Raw genomic sequence first — 17,867 nt, 5'->3', positions numbered from 1 at the left:
GGATAATGTTTTTATAGTCTTGGTATTATTTTTATAGATATAGTAAGCTGTCCAAAAACTCATATCCTGTTATGTGCATTATGCAATGTTTTAGATAAGAGTCTTTGGGCAGCTTGATTAATACCTTTTTCTATTTTAGTTCTTTTACTAATTCAACAAACAATCTAGATTTATAAAGATTAGCATCTTTGCTTATCTCCATACACTTTCAGAGAAAAGTTTAAGGATTACAAATCCTAATACTTATAATCGACTGATTATAAATTTGTTGGGACGGGTTATTTTACTTTTGACACACTCTCAACGGGGTATTAATAAATACCTGTAATTCCTTTTTTCCTCAATGCTTCGGTGATTTCTTTATTGGGGTTGTTGTTGCCATTTGCAAATAGTACCAATTGTTTTAAGGATTTTAATTCTAATAAGAATTCCCAACTTGCTATATTTTTACAAGTATTAATAAATAGTTTTTCAAGTGTAGGGATTTCTATAAGTTCTTCTAACTGATACAGATTAGGGAGTAAAGCCAATTGTAATGATTCTAAACCTTTAATTGTGGCTATTCCTGCAATAGAATCTATTTTACCTCTAACAATATCCAACTTCCTAAGCATTTCTAGTTGAGATAGTTTCTCAAAAATATTTTCGTTTGCATTGCTATACATTACATTATCCATTACTTTGTATTTATACAATTCTGTCATCACAGTATTTGTGTATTTGCAACCAACACTTTTGAGAGAAGGTAGGTTTTTCTGCAAAAATCTAAGTGTCCCAGAATTGAGATATATGTGCATAAGATTTAGCAATTTATCCTCTTCTTTAAATATTAGATTTGCTCCAATAGAAATTAACACTTTTAAGGATTTAAAATTTTTCCATTCTATTTGTTTTACCATATGCGAAGGAATTTCTAAGTATTCAAGATTAGGAAAATCATAAATACCAAGTGGAAGTCTTTTTTCTAACTTCATATAGTCATCCACTCGCAATGCTTTTATTTCTTTATGAATAAGACCAGTGCTATTCCAATTCTGTATCAACCCTTTATTTTGTTTCTTTTGAAATAACGATTTGTAATAATCGTGATTAGGAGTAATTATAAACACATCTTCATTTTTATATAATTCTCCTATTAAAAAATCGTCTACTCTTTTATCTAATGACATCCTTTTATTTTTATTTCTGTTTTAGACTTAGGGTTTCCTATAAAACCAGCACCGTGCTTTCTGGCTTCGCTTAGATACCCACTTAATTTATGTGCAGCCGCAGGATTATTTGAATTAAGTACTCCATTTTTCAAAGGGGTATAACCCGCAGACACAAATATTTGTTGCTCGTGCGCTCGTAATATGTGATTTATTTCTTTTTGTTTGCTAGCAGTACCTAAATCTACCTGATAATAGGTAATTGTATAGTTGCCAGAATTAATAATTTGAGCGGCTTTTTTATGTTCAGTTGTTAAGCGTTCTGCGATATTTACAGATGAACCAACATATTTTTCTCCATTAGTACCTACAATATGGTAAACTCCTGCATAGGTTGGAGCATCAGCAAGCAGAGGACTTAATCCCCAAATATCGATCCACGAATTTACATCCTTGACATACCCATAAAATGTTGGGTTATTTCCCGATAACCTTATTGAATCTTGCGATAAGTAACTACCTGTTTCAGATGAGTAATAGCGAAATCGGTTATAGCAAAGGTTTGTCTCATGATCAAGATATTGACCAGCCCAGCGGAACGGACATTCGTTCAAAGAGCCTCCTTCGAAGGTAGTTGCTTTTCCATAAACATCCAACGTACAATCCCAAATTTTATTTCCCAATTCATCGTACATCTGAATGGGTGTACCTATATAATCGGACACAATGGAGTATTGTTTACTATCCTGTATCTTCGCTGTAGGTACAAACGTGCCTGCCTCAAACACCCAGGTGGTAATATCCTCTGTCGGTTCTTTGCGTGAAGCGCTTTCCTCTTTATTCGATTGCATATCGGTGACTTTGTAGCTCCACTCATGTATAGGCACATTCCCGTCCCATACCCAGCGTGTAACCTTTCCGAAGTATTGCTTTGCCGTGCGTCGTCCCAACGCATCGTACCGGAATTCCACCGGTCTTCCGTCCGGACGTATAACTTTCTTCAACATCCCGTTGGAACTCCACTCGTACAGCCATCCCGTCCCCGTTGCCAGGCAACGGATGCCCCGTTCCTTCTCCATTCGCTTGCGGTCGAACCTTACGCCCGTTTCCTGCAACTGCTTGAACTCACGGAAAATGAGGTTCCCCTCGTCATCGTAATGATAGAAACAATCCGGGTCTTCCAATAGTTTTCCCCCGGCACCGTATTTGCGGTCTTTCTTGTCCGGTGTCTCAAAGAGGTTACCCACGAAGTCCGGCACACGGTAAATCACATCCGTTTCCGAACCTTGCATAGTCTCCTGCCGGATAAGGAAGTCGAAACGGTCGTAGTCGTAGCGTGTGACAGTACCTGTCAGCTCGTTCTCCTTGGAGAGCAGGCGGTTGGCGATGCCCCATTGGTAGCGGTAGGCACCTCGCTCCATGCCGCCCGACCACACCGACTTGCGTATCTCCCTGCCGAAGCAGTCGCGTTCCGTCCTGACAGTCACCCCGCCGGAAAAGGTGCGCTGCACCTCCAGCCCGGTATTGTCACGTACCCATGACGCCTGCCAGCTCTCGCCCGCCTGCATGGTTTGCAAGTTGCCTTCCCGGTCGTACGTATGACGGATGTCCGCTCCCAGGCTGCTGGTGATGCGGGTACAGTTACCCTCGCTGTCGTACGTGCGGTTGACGGTATATTCTCCCTGTTTCTCCTCAATAATCTGCCCCGTCTTCCTGTCACGGGTAAACTCCAGCAGGTTCTCGCTGTTTTCCGCCTTGACAAGCATACCGTCCTTGTCATACGTGTAGAGGGATACCTCACCGTCGTATTGTTCTTCCTTCAGGATGTTGTCCAGCCCGTCATACAGGTATTCCGTCCATTTATCCCCGGGACGGTTTACCCGTGTGACACGTCCGGCACCGTCGCGCTCATACTTGCGTCGCAGCCCGTCGAAACCGATTTCCGTAACGACTTGTCCCAGCCCGTCCAGCTCGAAGAAATAGTTGTCGCCCGCCTCGTTGCCGATGCGCCGGAGCTGCAACTCGCTGTTGTAGCCGAATGTAATCCGGTGGCGCTCCTGCTCACGGCTTTTCAATACCCCCAATGCCCCATAGGTGAACTTCACCTCGCGGATGTTGTCCGCAGCATGTACCATGTTCCCCATGGCGTCGTACTCGAACCGGTGCACGTTGCCGTCCGGTTCCTCCAGCCGTATCAGGTTGTCCGCCCGGTCATAGGCATATCGGGTGGCATTGCCTTTGACATCCACCGCCAGTACGAGCCTGCCCTTGCCGTCGTATTCCCACCTGCGGAACAGGCCGTTGGGGAACCGCAGCAGTTCGAGGTCGTAGCGGTCGTTGAAGGTGAGGGTATAGACGCGTCCCTGTCCGTCGGTAATGGTATGCAATACGCCTCCCTCGTAAGTGTATTTCACAGTCTCCCCGCTGAGCGTGGTGCGGCTGACGACACGGTCCATCCCGTCGTAATCCCAGGAGAGCTGTTTCCCTCCCGGCGTGCAGAGCAGGACCAGGTTACGGTTTCCATCGTAGCTCAGGAACGTATCCTCACCGTTCTCGTCCGTTATCCGGACAGGTTGGCCGGACTCGTTGTAGGAAGTCTTGCGGGTATAACCTTCGGGGTTGACCGTGACCTCCAGTTCCTGATATCCGTTGTACTGCTGGCGCGTGATTCCCCCATTGGCATCCACTATCTTGTAGATGAGCTTGTCCTCCCCGTAATGGTATTCGGTTTCGGCACCTTCCCCGTTACGGATATGGGTGCAGCCTTTGCCGTAACGGATGAAGTACTCCATGACGCCGCCGTCCCCCCATGTATGCACACAACGGGCGTTCTCACCTTTGCCTTCGTATTCCCAATGGAAGGCCATGCCTCCCTGATTGGTCAGCTGTACCAGCAGATGCCCGTCGGTATAGACAAAATGCTTGCTGACATCCAGCGCGTCGGTGGTCTCCACCATGTCGCCCCGGTCGTCATAACGATAGCGGACAAGCCTGGTCTCCTCACCGTCCTGTCTCATGGACACACAGCATACCCGTCCCAATTCGTCGGTTTCCACCTTCAAGCGTTCCCCCCGAGAAGATACGATTCCCGCCAGTTTTCCAGCCGAAGCGTATTCGAAACGGATGCGGAACCCGTCTTTGGTGGATATGTCCGACACCATACGGTAGCCGAAGCGGTTCTCCGGTCCGTCGAACCGGTATTGCCGTCCCCGGATGTCGGTCAGCAGATAACCCTGCCCGTCAAGCATCCAGTGCAATTGTTCCTTGCGGTCAAAATAGGAGTCTCCCGGTTCCAGCACGGGCAGGAAGGACTCCCGTCCGTCGGCATGGCGGAAGAGGAAAGCCCCTTCTTCCAGCCGCCGGATGCCCAGGTTGTAACTGTGGTGCCAGTTGTAGCCCAACGGGCCGTCCACGGCAGCGTCGCTGTAATAGGTGCGTTCCCAAACGATGGGGATGGGGCCGGGCAGCTCGAAATCCACGTTGGTGTGGTACACCCTGCCTGTTGCCGCATCGACCGGCTCGCCGAATGTCTTGCATTTGATGGGCTGGAGAATGTCCGCCAGCCGGTTCTTTCCTTTCTTTCTCAGTCTGTCAATCAGGTCCTGGAACTTGTCGCCCAGTTTCTTCCACATTTTTCCCAGCCCCTTGAGCCCGAACTTCATTGCCAGCGCGAACATGTCGATGGTGGGCGGCCCGCCCACGAGCACCGGCTTGCCTACGGAGGTGATGGTGGAGAGCATGGAAGTGGGTGCCAGTAACGCCTTGCTCACCTTCTTGGGCTTCCCCTTGCGGGGAATGGTCGGGATGCCGACCAGGTTGCAGGAGAGCGCCGGATGTGTCAGCGTGGAGCAGGGGGCACCGTCCGCCAGCACGGTCGCGCTGCCCATCCACATCTCCGACTCGGACATGCCGCTGACCAGCGGTGCCGGGTGCAGGACGAATGCAGGCAGGTGCACGATGCCTATGCCCGCCTGCGCAATCCACTGGTTATGCACCTTCACCGTAGGTGCCATCCCCTTGAGAATGTTGCACGCCACTCCCGCCACCCCTTCGGTAACGGGCGGCATGGCGGCGGCAATGCCTGCCATGATGTCCGCCATGAGGTCATATACTTTCCCCACATGCGGCACGGGCATGACGGGTGACGGCGGTGTGACCGTAGGGTGCATATCTATCCCTATGGCAAGGTCGCCGAACTTGGCTACGGGCATGCCCGGCATGGATGGGAGCAGTCCGCCCAGTCCTGCCTGGAGCTTGTCCAGGGCAGCCTTTGAGTCGGCGAAAAGGTCGGAGAATCCCCGTCTGGTGCTGTTGTTGTCAACGGCATCAGCTATATTTTTCAACACATCTGACATAGTGAGAACGGTTTAGAAGAGTAAAGAAAGGAAACAGCCGGAGGGGTTAACCGGAGTCCTCCGGCTGTCTCAGAAAAGGGATTGCTTATGCATCCTGTGCATAATCGCTGTTCCAGTCATTCTCGTCATCCCCCTTGGTACCTTCCAGCTTGATGACAAAACTCTTTGCCGGGAAGTAAGGAGTCAGGTGAATGTCGAGGAAAATGCGGTCTTTCTGCTTCGGGTCACGCTCGAAGCGGAGGATCTTGAATTTTTCAATCAGGCGTCCGGGACCCTGGATGCTGTCCAGGAACTTGCTGATTTGTCCGCGCAAATCCCTCTCCGCCTTGCTGTTCCAGTTCTCGAAGGCGCGCCGGTTGAGGAAGTCCATCAATACCTTGGTCACCCAGTCGAACACACGTACCACCGAATAGGTCTGCAAGCCCAGGTTGTCGCCGTTGAATAACGTCTTGGCGGAGAACGCCATCACCTTGCCGTATTCCTTCACCATGGGAATCAGGCCAATCTTCTCCAGTTCGGAGATCTCGCTCTTCTTCAGGTTGAAAGCCACTCCGTCCACCTCGCTCATGGAACCGTATTTCTTGCCGGCGGTGACCTGTGCCATCACCGTCTTGTACACGCTGCCCGCCAGTGCCGCGGAAGGCGGAATCAGCAAGTCCTCCGTCTCGCCCAGTTCGGCATAACGTCCACGTCCGACCAGGTAGTTGCAGGCCATACATACGTTGGACTTGTACACATCGCCTCCCGACAGGTTGGAGTCGAAGAACATTTCGATGACATCGTCCGGCTTTTCAAGGTCGGCGAAGTCGGTATAAATCATCACCTTGTTGTCATGCGCTATCTTCGCCCATTTCTCAATCACCTTGTTGGAACCCAGGTAGCCGGGGATGACCAGCAAGGAATAGTTGGTACGCAGGTCCAGACGGTCGTAGTTGGCACGCAGCTCGTCCGCAATGGCGTCGATGAAGAAAGAGTTGTCCAGGTCGGTGAGCTGCTCCATGGAAGCATTGACAATGGAAATGTTCTTAATCTTGTCGGAATCCGTATTCTTGTAGAAAAGCATGACCGTACGGTATGACTTCTCCAATTGTTTCACCTCTTCCACCGCTTTCAGCTGGTTCTGGGAAAGCAGGTCGGAGACGGCCGCCGATTTCTTCTGACACAGTTCGATCATTTCGCTGATGGACTTGTTGCCTTGCAGCATGTCCACCCACATTTCGAGCCGTTTCTCCAGTTCTTTGCGTTCAGATGCCCGTTCGGGGTCTGTAAGGAAAATGTTACGGCGCGCCTTGCGCTCCGGGTTCAGGTTCTGTATGCCGTCCACAGAGGACTCCAGGACATTGAAACCACCAAACTTAGCCAGGACCTGTAGCTCCGCGTTCAGGTTTCTGGACTGTGCCGCAGCCTGCTGTTGTTGTACGGCTGCCTCCCTGTGTGTGTTCTGTTCACTCATAGCTGTTGTCATTCATTTGCAGGGTTAGACTTCTCATTTTTCTTTAAATCGTCCAGCATGGCAGAAAGCGAATTGACGAATGCCTCGCGTGTCGCCGGATTCTCCAATACCCGTTGCAGCACCTTGTTGGAGCGCAACGACTTCTCCATCCTGTCGGCGAACTGCTTTTCCGTATTCAGTCCTGACAGGAAATGACTTTGCTCCGTCATTTTCTTGACAGAAAAGTCCCCCACATTGTGAAAACGGAAGTTTTCCTCCACGGGAGCACCTTCCGCATCGGTGTACGGGGCACAGAACGAAGCGTATAAAACGATATATTGAATAAAACAACACATCGCTTTATAATACAATAGGTTACGGGGAAGGATAGAAGGAACTTCCGCAAAACGAAACGTTTACGCAGGTTTAATTTCTGTTTACGTGGAGGGCTGTTTTGGTTGCATCGGTTTGGCGATTGCTTTAAATGGGCTTACATGAAGTTTACATGGTGTGTAAGCAGGAGAGGAAGATAGCGGTTGTGGCCGCTTTTTTTATGCCTTGTTTTGGATTATATGTTTCTAAAATATTCCATATAATAATTATTTAGTATATTTGTACTATAAAATATAGTGATATGGCAAAGGTTGTACATGTGCATTTGACGCACGGAATAGACGGAACAAAGCGAAGAGATTGGTATTTTAGTAGTATTTCGGCTGTTTATACGGTTTTGACGGCGGAACAGGTGGGTGCGACCAAGAATTATTTGTTACATGCCGGTCTGTCCGGTAATGGTACAGTATGCACTAAAAGGGCTATAATCAAGCAATCTACGCTTATTTCAGGGAGTAGGAGGGGAGAGTAGGTGAATAGATTAGAATGGCATTAGAACGAAAGAAAATCACCATTCAGCAGTTATTCTTGTGGGGGAGACTTATGGTCTCCTTTTTTTGTGCTCTCAGATGGCGATTTCTACATTTGGTGTGACACTTGGAGTGGCAATTTTGGAGGTGGGGATAGTACTGGGGTTAGAAAGTGGGGTTAGTTTTTATAAGAACTGGGGTTAGTAAACATGGTTTTGAGAGGGGGTAGTTGGAAGTATGGTAAAATATGGTTTTTTGAATGATAGGTGTAAAATATGCCTTGATACACCCACCCTAAAAACCACCACCTATAAAAAGCATACATTATTATATAACGGATTATCAGTCCTTTTCAGGCGATTATATGGGGTGGATGGAGGGGGAATACCGAGAGAGGGGAGTCTGAAGGTATAATCGGGGGTATCCTCAGGGTAACGTTTCATGTTCTCCGGATGGTAAAAGTGCGCTCTACCCTACATTTGCATCTCCAGAAGTGTACGCATCCGATGCAGGTTTCCCTTTTTCAAGATTCATTTGGCGAATTTGTTCTTTGAGACGGCCGATTTCTTCCGCTTGTTGGGTTATGGTTTGTACGAATAAGTGTGCATCTGTGGTTTCCTGCTTCTCTTTCATTGTTATGAAAGCATCCCCTGTTCCCATGATGATCCAATCAATCGAAATATTAGGGTATGAATATTTCAGACTTCTGAGTAGCTCTATTGATAATTTCTTCCGACCACTTTTTATGTCGCTTATGCCAGCTTTATTTGTGCCAAGTATGCTTGCTGCTTGTACATAATCGGTTATTTGCCCTTGAGCTTTTAATTCGTCAAGTATTTGAATGAATCTGATATTTTCCTCCATAAAATGAGTTTGGTATGAAAAATTACGCTTAAATATTTTGTAGTATGAAAATCTCATACTATATTTGCATCGAGTTAAGAAATTAACGAGCGGCCAAAGATACAGAAAAGGGTCGAGAATAACGAATTTTAGCACTTAAAGAAAATGAACGAAGAAATCAAAGAATGGCAGACACAAAGCGTGAAGCACAAAGTAGCTTACGTGTTGATGATGGACGGTATCAGTTTCAGATACACTGAAGAGACCGGGATTGTGTTTTCCGCACCTGATTTTTATGTAAAGAATCTTATTCGGCGCTTGATGAGCTGCTACGGCGTGAGTTTGAAACCGATTATAAACGAATTTAAATAAGTGAGATTATGGAAAATAAGAAAATGGATTGCTGGGATTTTGTATTCAGTTTTGTGAAGAACCATATAGACGCTTTGGTACAACAAGCTGACAAGTACACCAAAGAGATGAACGAGGACTATGAACACTTCTTTTGCTGGTATGCTGAAGAGATGTACAAAACACAACGAGAGCTTGCTTGTTACCGCGCTTTGAAAACGGTTTTATCCGTTGGCAGTCATGAGGAAGCAAAGTTGTTTATAGAAAACAAGATAAGCAGTTTGACTGACAGTCTTCTTTCCGGAAGCATTCGCAGGAACAGTACCAGTGCAGCTTCAAATCTGGCGCATACATTAGAACTGGAGATGAAGCAGTCTGTACGTGAGAAGTTTATAATGCTTCTTGAAGTTATAGAGAAAGGTGAAAGTGTTGAAGGATAACGGAAAACCGAGCGTGACAACCCGGAAGGCGTCAAGAGACGGGTGGCGGTGTGGAAAGACACACGGGAGTGTATGGTTCTTGCGCCAGGGTTCGATTCCCTGGACTCCCTCAGATATAGACACTAAAATGAGTGACTTATGAAAAGAACAATCAATTCCACGGAGAAGGGTAAAGATGTCGGTATTTCTCCGGCAGAAGAAACACCCATACCGGGCTTCCCAACTGACTATGAGCAAAGAGTCCGCGAACGGCTTTCTCGAACACCTTTTGCGTCATTAGTGAATGCTTTGAGAAGTGGAACCAGACAAGATCAGCTGTCGTGTATGCTCCAAGTCGAGCGCCGGCTTCTGCAATATCGTCAGGTAGCGTTATGTTGTCGATACACACGCAGTCAATTTCTTGAAGAGATGCAATCGCTGTCAGGGCTGTTTGGATTAGAGGTCTGCTCTTCGCTGATGAGAGAGTATCAGCGTAAGATACCAAGAAAGGCAGTGATGTCGGATTTTGAGGCATAAGTCGGTTATTTTTTTTAAACGCAACAAATATAACGAATTAGGATATTAAAATCAAGTGAGATATGAAGAAGTATATTCATGTAACAAGTGAGGATCGCCAGTTTTTGGCCAAGGCTTTCAACGTAAGCAGCGTGACGGTTTGGAAAGCCCTGCGTTTTGAACAGGATACGGATACCATCCGTAGGATCCAGAAGGCCGCCCGTGAGCGTGGTGGTATTGTAATGGCGGTGGCTCCGGTTATGGAGACACTACACGACCATGATAACGTGATACGCCAATATTTTCCGAACGGCGCATTGTTAGAGATCAGTAAAAACGACAGCACGGGTGTGGTGACTTATAAAGGGGAAGAGGTGAGACATTATGATAATGTGACATTTTCCAATATAGACAGCATCCAAAATTTTGCGGCCGCATTGAAATAAGGAGGTGTGAGTATGGAATTTTTCGATAACAAACTTTGCATATCGTTTCGTGAACTTGTTGATGGCGGAATAATGACTGTTCCGAATTACAAGTATATGGCATCCAGTGGCCGGATAAAGGTAGCACGTCGTGGTGGTGGAGCGAAAGGAAATGGAGCTTTGATTGTTATTGATAGTCTGCCTACCTCTTACAAAGAAAAAGTCGAGGAGAAATATCCTGGTGGCAATGCCGTGCTTTTGCGTGGTTGGATAATATCGAATTACGAGCTTGATCAGGCTGCCGTCGCTTTCTTTATGGATTGGGCTGCCCGGCAGTCCAGCGATAAGGCTTCTGACGAGCTTGCCAGAAAGTATGCGATAAATGCTTCAGTACTGAATACTTGTATCAAGTTGTACAATCGTAGTCGTGATTATCGAAAGTTAATGGGAGAGAAGTATGATTGGAGCATGATGGCTACTACCATTGAGACGCTGCGCGAAGAGTTCGGGCATGATCTGCCGGCGAGTACCTTGCGTTTCCGAAAGAAGGTGAACGAGTACAAGCAGTACGGTTATGAGTGCCTTATCAGTGGAAAGTTCGGTAACCAGTGCGCGAGGAAAGTGGATTACAAGACCGAGCGTCTCGTGCTGAGCATCACGGTGCTGCCGAACCAGCCTTATGGCAGTGACGTACACGAGATGTATATCTCCTTTGTGTGTGGTGAGTTGGAGGTATGGGATTTGGAAACCGGGGAAATATTCAACCATAACGATTTTACGGATAAGAACGGTGATCCGAAAGAACTGAGCGAAAGTACCATTCGCAACATCTTGAACAAGCCGGCCAACCAGGTACTCATAGAGAAAAAGCGTCGTGGGTGGTCGGAATTCTACCACGAGCAAATGCCACACATGCACCGCCACAGTGGAGAGTTCTCCTTGTCCCAGATTACGATGGATGACGTGGATCTTCCGCGTCGCATGAAGGGTGGTGAATACGTACATGCTTATTATGCCTACGATATGGTGAGCCAGTGCCGTGTGGGGCTTGCTTACGGCCGTGATAAAGACGAAGCCCTTGTGGTTGCCTGTTTCCGGGATATGTTCCGCCTGATTGAGCGTAACGGGTGGGGGATGCCTGCCGGTATCGAGGTGGAGCAGCATTTGATGAGCAAGTACAAGGAGGGCTTCCTGAAAGCCGGTGAGGTGTTCAAGTTTGTGCGCTTTTGTGCACCGTTGAACTCTCAGGACAAATATGCCGAACCGTTGAACGGCGCATTCAAGACAACTATCGCCCATAAGAACCATGAAGGGGTGGGTCGTTGGTACGGTAAAGGGGCACGGCGTGTGGATCAGAAGAAAATCAGCGACAGTGGGAACCATACTTACGAGGATCGGAAATATTATACGTTTGAGGAACTTGTGGCCGATGACCGCCGGGACTGTGCGGAGTGGAACAACACGCTGCACCCCAACCAGAAGAAATATCCGGGTATGACCCGCTGGGATGTGCTTGTGGCGAGGATCAACCCGACTCTGCGCCCGCTTGACAAACTGACCCTGAGCCGTTATATCGGCGAGAGGGTGGAAACAAGCGTAAGACGGAACAGTACGGTACGTGTGGCGTACGCTGACTGGTGGCTGAGTGGTCCGGAGGTTCTTGAGAAGTTGGAGCCTAATAACCGCAAGGTGACGGCTTTCTATTTGCCGGATGAGGAAGGCAAACCGACCGATGTGTTCCTGTATCAGAATGACCGCTATATCGACAAGGTGCGCCCGGTTGTGACTTATAGCCGTGTAATGGCGGAACAGACCGAAGAAGATAAGGCAGCTTATACGGAACAGGCAAAGATAATGAGTCACTTTGACAAATGGGTACGTGATAACGCTATCGGTCAGGTAGGTGTGGCACCGGTCCAACGTGAGGAAGAAGATGAGGAAACGGAAAGCCTTGTATTACCTACGGCACCTGTTCCTGAAGAACCCGATGAAGCTTACGAATGGCAGCCGACCAATATGGCGGCAATGGCTATTGGAGATATGTAAGAATACGATTAGAATAACATTATAACAGCGTTTGAATTATGATTACAGAAGCGCAAAAACAGAAGATTTTGGGAGCGATAGCTGCCAACCGTGCGAACTATCCGAGTGACGCAAAACATGCCGCCTCCCTTGGCATCAGCACATCGGTGTACAGTGCCATTAAGAACGGACAGACGGATAAAGCCCTTAGTGATGCCAACTGGATAAGTATAGCCCGTCGTTTGGGTGTGGGCCTCCGTGCCGATATGGAGTGGAAGGTTGCCAAGACCGCCACGTTCGAGTATATAACCGCCCAGCTGGAGTTCTCCCAGCAGTCGAGCCTGTCGGCTATCCTATGCGACATTCCAAACATCGGAAAGACTTTTACCGCAAGGTATTATGTGCAGAACCACAAGAATGCCGTGTATATCGACTGCTCGCAGGTGAAGACCAAGCTGAAGCTGGTGCGTAAGATAGCTGCGGAGTTCGGAGTGGATGCCAAAGGTAAATATAGCGATGTATACGAGGATTTGACTTATTACCTCCGTTCCATTGAGAATCCGCTTATTATTTTGGACGAGGCCGGGGATTTGCAGTATGAGGCGTTCCTTGAGCTGAAGGCTTTGTGGAATGCCACCGAACGCAGTTGTGCCTGGTATATGATGGGTGCGGATGGTTTGAAAGAAAAGATCAACCGTTCGATAGAATGTAAGAAAGTGGGCTATACCGAGATGTTGAGCCGTTATGGAGACCGTTACAGCAAGGTGACACCTGATGACGGCAAGGAGCGTGAGGCGTTTTTGAATGCCCAAGCTCGGACGGTGGCTAAAGTAAATGCCCCGGCAGGTGCGGATATAGCGCAGATTGTACGCAAGACACGTGGAGGTCTGAGGCGAGTATATACCGAGATAGAGAAACTTAAAATGGCATAGGAAATGGTTAAGATAGTTTTAGAGGACAAAGGCCAAGACCTGTTATGGCTCAAAGTAAATGAAGGTGGTCTTGTGGAGGAAGCCGGACCATTTCAAAATGAAATATGGAAAGATGCTTATGTCCCGTATTGGGGGCTTCACGTAGGGCAATTCTGCCCGATACACCATCCTCCGCATATCATCAAAGGGTTTCTGAAATATAGGATTGAATCAATAGAAAAAGAGCCATGAAACGAGCATATAGTCCGAAAGACATAGCCGCCAAGAAATGGGTGACGTTGCCGTGGGGTGAGAAATGGAACAAGCCTTTCGGGTTCCCTGCGGAGAATGCCTCCTGGTTCATCAGCGGTGCCAGTGCCAGCGGAAAGAGCAGCTTTGTGATGCAGCTTGGCAAGGAACTGTGCAAATACGGCCTTGTGTTGTACTTGAGTTATGAAGAGGGCGTGAACCAGACATTCCAACGCCGTGTGGAATATTTGAAGATGAACGAGGTGCAAGGCAAGTTCCGTGTGGTTGTGGACGAGACCTATGAGGAACTGATAGACCGATTGAAGAGGCCGAAGTCCCCGAAGTTTATCATCGTGGATTCGTATCAGGTGTCGGAATGGGAGTATCCGGATGCGGTAGCCTTGATGAAGCGTTTCCCGAAAAAGTGCTTCATCTGGATCAGCCAGGAAAAGAAGAGCCAGCCGATGGGAGGCGGTGCGATCCGTTTGCGTTATATCTGCGACATGAAGATCCGGGTGGTCGGTTATAAGGCATATTGTCAAGGCCGTGCCATCGGTGAGGCCGGCAGCTATTATGTGGTGTGGGAAGAAGGAATCATTCAAACGAGTAATAATTTGTGATATGGAAAAAGACAAGGTTTACATCAGCGGGGCAATAGCCCACTATAACATTGACGAGCGCAAGGGTGCGTTTGCCAATGCGGAACAGAATTTGAGAAATATGGGCTTTTCCCCGGTCAATCCTTTTAAGAACGGGCTACCGGATGAGGCCCATTGGAGAGAGCACATGCGGGCGGATATCGCCCTGCTTCTGGATTGTGAGTATATCTATATGCTGAAGGACTGGGAACTGAGTAAAGGCGCGAAGCTGGAACTTGACGTGGCGAGTTCATGCGGCATTAAAGTATTGTTTGAATAACAGTTTAAAATATAGAATTATGAATGACATTGAAAAAGCATTTCGAGGATTGGGTAGAACCAAGAAGGTGGAGTTTATCTCTGAAAAAATTGATTATGCATCGGCACATGCCGTTGCAGGGTATGTGTCAAGTTATCTTTTTGATGTGCTGAATGACCTTGGCAATGATGATTATGTGGCAACGTATCTTAAAGAAAAAGGATATGAAGTAACGAAGAAAGAAAACAATAAATGATAGGAACTATGGAAGAAAAACAGAAAGTTCAGGTCGTATTTGAGTTTGATCGTTCCGAGTATGATGCGTATCTCTTTTTGATGAACCAAAAGAAGACGGAAGAGGTAGAGCAAGTATGGAACGCCATGAGCGGTGAGCCTGTGGTTGCGGATATTGATTTGCTTGAGGAGGACAGTCAGTCTGTAAAACTTATGATGATAAGTCTGGCTATCCTTTCGGTGGAGAAAAAAGTGAAAGGATGATATGGCACAGGAAGTAACCAATTTCGCCCGGTTTTATGCTTTGTTCAACAAGCTGCCGTTCAACGGAGACCGGGAAGAGTTCAAGAAGTCCATCGTGTTGCAGTATACATGGAACCGGACAGACAGTCTTCGTGAAATGACGAGGCTTGAATATAAGACCTGTTGTGAGGGATTGGAGAAATTGGCCGGTGTGGACGAGCGTCGTCAGAAGATGCAGGAGGAACTTAAATATTGGCGCAGCGTGTGTTTGAGACTCATGCAAAAAATGGGAATCGACACTTCGGACTGGGTGCGTGTCAATGACTTCTGCCGGAATCCCCGGATTGCGGGAAAGGCGTTCAGTCAAATCTCTTCGGACGAACTGGAACAACTGGCTGTAAAGCTGCGCTCTATCCGGCGCAAGGGCGGGCTCAAGGAAAAAAAGAAAGAGGAAGTAAAACAACCGGCGGCGGTGACCTATATGCTCATAAACACCAAAGCTCCTAAAAATTGACGGATATGGATAAGAGATTTAATGAACTGCTTGAGAATGTCAAGAACCAGATACTTGACGTGTTCCCGGAAATGGACCGGGATGATCGGGAAGAGTTTTTCAACAGGCTGAACGAGTGGTCTTATGAGAAATATGAGGAAGCCCTGTTGGAAAGCGAGTTGGAAACGCCAGATTATGGTGAGGAGTATGAGAATTGATGGATTAACAACAAAAACGATTTGAATTATGGAAGAGAAGAACCAGACCGTCGTAATGACGGAAACCGAGAAGGCGGAGTTTGATGCCTTCCGTCAGGCGAAAGCCAAGAAAGTCGCGGAAGAGAAGGCGAGAGCCGACCGCGAGATGTATAAGCAGATGGTGGACGAGGAGATCGAACGCTCTATTCCGGTGTTGCTGGGTATCAGCGAGCGCATCAAGGAGAGCAAGCGGACGGTGATGGAGAATTTCAAGACCATCCTTGAAATGAAGTCCGACCTGTTCAAGACGAAAGCAAAGGACGATCAGCGCAGTCACACATTCACCAACAGCGAGGGAAGCAAGCGTATCACGTTGGGCGTGTATGTGACAGACGGTTACCGCGATACGGTGGAGGACGGAATTGCCATCGTGAAGGAGTATATCGAAAGCCTCGCCAAGGACGAAAAGACCAAGGCGCTGGTGAGCATGGTTCTCCGCCTGTTGGCACGTGATGCCAAAGGTACGTTGAAAGCCTCGCGCATCGTTCAATTGCGCAAGGTAGCGATGGAAACCGGTGACGAGCGTTTCATGGAAGGCGTGCGCATCATCGAGGAGAGTTACCAGCCGGAGGTGAGCAAGCAGTTCATCAGAGCTGAGATAAGAGACAATAACGGGATGTGGAAGCCCATCCCGTTGGGTATGACAGAATCCTAAAAATGAAGAGTATGATACAGAATGTAGAGAAGAGCCCCAAAGTAGCCTTGTGCCGTGCTTGTCGCGGCACGGGTGTCGTACAGAGAACGACCGAACTTCCTTCTCGGATTTTCAGAAAAAAGAAAGTGAATATTACCGAGGAGGCTTGTCCCCAATGTGGCGGCAGCGGCCGGGTGATAGTGAGCGCGAAGATGGAACTGGACATTCAACCATATAATCCAAAGAAGGAGTAAGCGATGGCAAAGCGACGCGGAGTAAGTTATGAGAAACGTGTGGAGGAGATAAACAGGATATACGACCAATATGCCAAACGCGGTGTACCGAACCGCGAGATCTGGCGGCGGTACGTATATCCTGTATATGCCGTTACCGAACGTACATTCTACAATATACTCAACGCGAGCGCGGATGCGAGCAAGAAGATAGCTGACGAGGAGACCCGCCAGCTTTTACTCTTTAATGACGATGACTATGAACAAGGACGTGCAGAAGATAATCGCCCGGATCCTGCAGGATATCCGGGTGGAGATGACAGATGAGTTCGACCGTAATTTTGAGCGTCAGGCTTTTTTCTCCGAGGCATGGCAGCGGCGTAAAAGCCCGACACGTCCCGGAGGTTCTATTTTGATAGATACCGGCCGGCTCAGGCGGAGCGTTTCCAGCCGGACCACGGAGAACAGCATCACGTTTTACACCGACCTTCCGTATGCGGCCATCCACAATGACGGCGGGGAGATAAGGGTGACAAAAAAGATGAAGCGTTATTTTTGGCATAAATACTACGAGGCGACCGGTTCTTTCGGGCGCAGGAAGAATGGAGAGAAACGCAAGGACAAACGTACCGTGCAGCTGACCGGCGAGGCGGAGTTCTGGAAGTTCATGGCGTTGAAAAAGGAGGGCAGCATGATCAAGATTCCCCGAAGGCGTTTCTTGGGGGTTTCTCCCGAAGTGGAGAAGGCTGTCCGTGAAATCATAGAGGAAAATATAACGGAATATTTCAATGTTGAATTTGATATAAGACGGAAATGAGAAAGGAACTTTATAATATGCTCTGCAAGGAGCTGAAGGAGGTGGGCGGAGGCTTGATAAAACACATCGACCTGTGGAACCACAATGTGGAGTTTATCGAGCAGGAGGAGAATTGGGAACGCCCTGCCGTATTCGTGGAGTTCTGCCCGATACGCTGGAACGCGATTGTGGACGGGGTGGAATATCGGGCCGAACCGGAAGTGAAACTGCATATCGTGACGGACTGGGCCGGTGCGGCCAACGAGGGCAGCCCGTTCAAGGAAGAGGCGTTGGAGGTGTTTGACCTGCCGGAACTGATACATGAGCGGCTCTCGTGCATGGATGGCGATACTTTCATGGCATTTGACCTTGTGGAGAGCCAGACGAACCACAACCACGAGGAGATCGTGGAAAATATCGAGGTGTATTCGTGCGTGGCCTTCAAACGGCTTCGATAAACGGCCATGTTCGGACAGTAAAGCCTCCGGCGGACAAATTACCGCCGGAGGCTTTCTATGTCAACAGGGGGCACAGAAACGCCGT

Annotated in this window: 23 protein-coding genes and 1 pseudogene; 19 read left to right on the top strand and 5 right to left on the bottom strand. The window is 48.2% G+C overall.

Annotated elements, in window-relative coordinates; genetic code table 11:
* Positions 1-311 precede the first annotated feature (311 nt).
* The 4 genes and pseudogenes from ABUA47_RS15515 to ABUA47_RS15500 form a co-directional block, all read right to left on the bottom strand.
* Entirely contained in the window at positions 312-1,169 is an 858-nt protein-coding gene (locus tag ABUA47_RS15515; RefSeq protein ID WP_138298675.1) for a hypothetical protein, read from the bottom strand.
* Positions 1,160-5,503 carry a DUF6531 domain-containing protein gene (locus ABUA47_RS15510; protein WP_227201726.1) on the bottom strand — a complete coding sequence of 1,448 codons (4,344 nt, stop codon included), beginning with the start codon at positions 5,501-5,503 and terminating at the stop codon, positions 1,160-1,162. The genes ABUA47_RS15515 and ABUA47_RS15510 overlap by 10 nt, the downstream gene beginning before the upstream one ends.
* A gap of 85 nt (positions 5,504-5,588) precedes the next feature.
* Complete coding sequence (locus tag ABUA47_RS15505) at positions 5,589-6,956, bottom strand: DUF5458 family protein (RefSeq protein ID WP_138298674.1); 1,368 nt, start codon at positions 6,954-6,956, stop codon at positions 5,589-5,591.
* Between the two features lie 8 nt (positions 6,957-6,964).
* Positions 6,965-7,240: pseudogene (locus ABUA47_RS15500) on the bottom strand (hypothetical protein); the annotation flags it as partial.
* A 329-nt stretch (positions 7,241-7,569) separates the two neighbouring features.
* Between ABUA47_RS15500 and ABUA47_RS15495 the strand changes: the two are divergent.
* Positions 7,570-7,800, top strand: coding sequence for a hypothetical protein (locus ABUA47_RS15495; RefSeq protein ID WP_008778293.1), 231 nt, complete (start codon positions 7,570-7,572; stop codon positions 7,798-7,800).
* A 466-nt stretch (positions 7,801-8,266) separates the two neighbouring features.
* Here ABUA47_RS15495 and ABUA47_RS15490 read toward each other — a convergent pair whose 3' ends face one another.
* The gene (locus ABUA47_RS15490) at positions 8,267-8,662 is read right to left on the bottom strand and encodes a hypothetical protein (RefSeq protein WP_008778294.1); all 396 of its coding nucleotides are present in this window, start codon (positions 8,660-8,662) and stop codon (positions 8,267-8,269) included.
* A gap of 144 nt (positions 8,663-8,806) precedes the next feature.
* Between ABUA47_RS15490 and ABUA47_RS15485 the strand changes: the two genes are divergently transcribed.
* The 18 genes from ABUA47_RS15485 to ABUA47_RS15400 all read left to right on the top strand — a co-directional run bounded on the left by ABUA47_RS15485 (position 8,807) and on the right by ABUA47_RS15400 (position 17,782).
* On the top strand, positions 8,807-9,013 hold the full coding sequence (locus ABUA47_RS15485; RefSeq protein ID WP_008620891.1) for a hypothetical protein: 207 nt from the start codon (positions 8,807-8,809) through the stop codon (positions 9,011-9,013).
* 8 nt (positions 9,014-9,021) lie between these two features.
* Entirely contained in the window at positions 9,022-9,432 is a 411-nt protein-coding gene (locus ABUA47_RS15480; protein WP_008675519.1) for a hypothetical protein, read from the top strand.
* 138 nt (positions 9,433-9,570) lie between these two features.
* Entirely contained in the window at positions 9,571-9,948 is a 378-nt protein-coding gene (locus ABUA47_RS15475) for a hypothetical protein (protein ID WP_129943470.1), read from the top strand.
* 62 nt (positions 9,949-10,010) lie between these two features.
* Complete coding sequence (locus ABUA47_RS15470) at positions 10,011-10,373, top strand: hypothetical protein (protein WP_008675524.1); 363 nt, start codon at positions 10,011-10,013, stop codon at positions 10,371-10,373.
* Between the two features lie 12 nt (positions 10,374-10,385).
* The gene (locus ABUA47_RS15465; protein ID WP_034530495.1) at positions 10,386-12,398 is read left to right on the top strand and encodes a hypothetical protein; all 2,013 of its coding nucleotides are present in this window, start codon (positions 10,386-10,388) and stop codon (positions 12,396-12,398) included.
* Positions 12,399-12,436: 38 nt separating this feature from the next.
* Positions 12,437-13,309 carry an AAA family ATPase gene (locus ABUA47_RS15460; RefSeq protein WP_008778296.1) on the top strand — a complete coding sequence of 291 codons (873 nt, stop codon included), beginning with the start codon at positions 12,437-12,439 and terminating at the stop codon, positions 13,307-13,309.
* A gap of 3 nt (positions 13,310-13,312) precedes the next feature.
* Positions 13,313-13,540: a hypothetical protein gene (locus ABUA47_RS15455; RefSeq protein ID WP_008778297.1), complete on the top strand. Its 228-nt coding sequence runs from the start codon at positions 13,313-13,315 to the stop codon at positions 13,538-13,540.
* Complete coding sequence (locus tag ABUA47_RS15450) at positions 13,537-14,157, top strand: AAA family ATPase (protein WP_349824446.1); 621 nt, start codon at positions 13,537-13,539, stop codon at positions 14,155-14,157. Before ABUA47_RS15455 ends, ABUA47_RS15450 begins: the two co-directional genes overlap by 4 nt.
* A gap of 1 nt (position 14,158) precedes the next feature.
* Complete coding sequence (locus tag ABUA47_RS15445) at positions 14,159-14,455, top strand: DUF4406 domain-containing protein (RefSeq protein WP_032934364.1); 297 nt, start codon at positions 14,159-14,161, stop codon at positions 14,453-14,455.
* Between the two features lie 19 nt (positions 14,456-14,474).
* On the top strand, positions 14,475-14,690 hold the full coding sequence (locus ABUA47_RS15440) for a hypothetical protein (RefSeq protein ID WP_008675537.1): 216 nt from the start codon (positions 14,475-14,477) through the stop codon (positions 14,688-14,690).
* 8 nt (positions 14,691-14,698) lie between these two features.
* Complete coding sequence (locus tag ABUA47_RS15435) at positions 14,699-14,932, top strand: hypothetical protein (protein WP_008778299.1); 234 nt, start codon at positions 14,699-14,701, stop codon at positions 14,930-14,932.
* Position 14,933: 1 nt separating this feature from the next.
* A complete protein-coding gene (locus tag ABUA47_RS15430; protein ID WP_349824445.1) occupies positions 14,934-15,425 on the top strand; it encodes a hypothetical protein in 492 nt (163 codons plus the stop codon).
* A 5-nt stretch (positions 15,426-15,430) separates the two neighbouring features.
* Complete coding sequence (locus tag ABUA47_RS15425; protein WP_224202234.1) at positions 15,431-15,622, top strand: hypothetical protein; 192 nt, start codon at positions 15,431-15,433, stop codon at positions 15,620-15,622.
* A 28-nt stretch (positions 15,623-15,650) separates the two neighbouring features.
* Entirely contained in the window at positions 15,651-16,316 is a 666-nt protein-coding gene (locus tag ABUA47_RS15420) for a DUF3164 family protein (protein WP_008675544.1), read from the top strand.
* Between the two features lie 11 nt (positions 16,317-16,327).
* Positions 16,328-16,549, top strand: a complete 222-nt coding sequence (locus ABUA47_RS15415; RefSeq protein WP_032934375.1) for a hypothetical protein — start codon at positions 16,328-16,330, stop codon at positions 16,547-16,549.
* Between the two features lie 3 nt (positions 16,550-16,552).
* The gene (locus ABUA47_RS15410) at positions 16,553-16,855 is read left to right on the top strand and encodes a hypothetical protein (RefSeq protein ID WP_008675547.1); all 303 of its coding nucleotides are present in this window, start codon (positions 16,553-16,555) and stop codon (positions 16,853-16,855) included.
* Entirely contained in the window at positions 16,788-17,345 is a 558-nt protein-coding gene (locus tag ABUA47_RS15405) for a phage virion morphogenesis protein (protein ID WP_195341874.1), read from the top strand. Before ABUA47_RS15410 ends, ABUA47_RS15405 begins: the two co-directional genes overlap by 68 nt.
* The gene (locus ABUA47_RS15400) at positions 17,342-17,782 is read left to right on the top strand and encodes a hypothetical protein (protein ID WP_008675551.1); all 441 of its coding nucleotides are present in this window, start codon (positions 17,342-17,344) and stop codon (positions 17,780-17,782) included. Before ABUA47_RS15405 ends, ABUA47_RS15400 begins: the two co-directional genes overlap by 4 nt.
* Positions 17,783-17,867 lie beyond the last annotated feature (85 nt).

The organism is Bacteroides sp. RTP31139st1_H2_RTP31139_211217 (assembly GCF_040227615.1).
Taxonomy (GTDB): domain Bacteria; phylum Bacteroidota; class Bacteroidia; order Bacteroidales; family Bacteroidaceae; genus Bacteroides; species Bacteroides uniformis.
This window is presented reverse-complemented; position numbering and strand designations above follow the sequence as displayed.

Coding starts and splice junctions, on each gene's coding strand:
- ABUA47_RS15445 (WP_032934364.1), top strand. CDS start 14,159: ATGGAAAAAGACAAGGTTTACATCAGCGGGGCAATAGCCCACTATAAC.
- ABUA47_RS15425 (WP_224202234.1), top strand. CDS start 15,431: ATGGATAAGAGATTTAATGAACTGCTTGAGAATGTCAAGAACCAGATA.
- ABUA47_RS15400 (WP_008675551.1), top strand. CDS start 17,342: ATGAGAAAGGAACTTTATAATATGCTCTGCAAGGAGCTGAAGGAGGTG.
- ABUA47_RS15510 (WP_227201726.1), bottom strand. CDS start 5,503: ATGTCAGATGTGTTGAAAAATATAGCTGATGCCGTTGACAACAACAGC.
- ABUA47_RS15515 (WP_138298675.1), bottom strand. CDS start 1,169: ATGTCATTAGATAAAAGAGTAGACGATTTTTTAATAGGAGAATTATAT.
- ABUA47_RS15470 (WP_008675524.1), top strand. CDS start 10,011: ATGAAGAAGTATATTCATGTAACAAGTGAGGATCGCCAGTTTTTGGCC.
- ABUA47_RS15415 (WP_032934375.1), top strand. CDS start 16,328: ATGATACAGAATGTAGAGAAGAGCCCCAAAGTAGCCTTGTGCCGTGCT.
- ABUA47_RS15505 (WP_138298674.1), bottom strand. CDS start 6,956: ATGAGTGAACAGAACACACACAGGGAGGCAGCCGTACAACAACAGCAG.
- ABUA47_RS15405 (WP_195341874.1), top strand. CDS start 16,788: ATGAACAAGGACGTGCAGAAGATAATCGCCCGGATCCTGCAGGATATC.
- ABUA47_RS15485 (WP_008620891.1), top strand. CDS start 8,807: ATGAACGAAGAAATCAAAGAATGGCAGACACAAAGCGTGAAGCACAAA.
- ABUA47_RS15455 (WP_008778297.1), top strand. CDS start 13,313: ATGGTTAAGATAGTTTTAGAGGACAAAGGCCAAGACCTGTTATGGCTC.
- ABUA47_RS15430 (WP_349824445.1), top strand. CDS start 14,934: ATGGCACAGGAAGTAACCAATTTCGCCCGGTTTTATGCTTTGTTCAAC.
- ABUA47_RS15465 (WP_034530495.1), top strand. CDS start 10,386: ATGGAATTTTTCGATAACAAACTTTGCATATCGTTTCGTGAACTTGTT.
- ABUA47_RS15495 (WP_008778293.1), top strand. CDS start 7,570: ATGGCAAAGGTTGTACATGTGCATTTGACGCACGGAATAGACGGAACA.
- ABUA47_RS15435 (WP_008778299.1), top strand. CDS start 14,699: ATGGAAGAAAAACAGAAAGTTCAGGTCGTATTTGAGTTTGATCGTTCC.
- ABUA47_RS15460 (WP_008778296.1), top strand. CDS start 12,437: ATGATTACAGAAGCGCAAAAACAGAAGATTTTGGGAGCGATAGCTGCC.
- ABUA47_RS15420 (WP_008675544.1), top strand. CDS start 15,651: ATGGAAGAGAAGAACCAGACCGTCGTAATGACGGAAACCGAGAAGGCG.
- ABUA47_RS15410 (WP_008675547.1), top strand. CDS start 16,553: ATGGCAAAGCGACGCGGAGTAAGTTATGAGAAACGTGTGGAGGAGATA.
- ABUA47_RS15490 (WP_008778294.1), bottom strand. CDS start 8,662: ATGGAGGAAAATATCAGATTCATTCAAATACTTGACGAATTAAAAGCT.
- ABUA47_RS15440 (WP_008675537.1), top strand. CDS start 14,475: ATGAATGACATTGAAAAAGCATTTCGAGGATTGGGTAGAACCAAGAAG.
- ABUA47_RS15480 (WP_008675519.1), top strand. CDS start 9,022: ATGGAAAATAAGAAAATGGATTGCTGGGATTTTGTATTCAGTTTTGTG.
- ABUA47_RS15450 (WP_349824446.1), top strand. CDS start 13,537: ATGAAACGAGCATATAGTCCGAAAGACATAGCCGCCAAGAAATGGGTG.
- ABUA47_RS15475 (WP_129943470.1), top strand. CDS start 9,571: ATGAAAAGAACAATCAATTCCACGGAGAAGGGTAAAGATGTCGGTATT.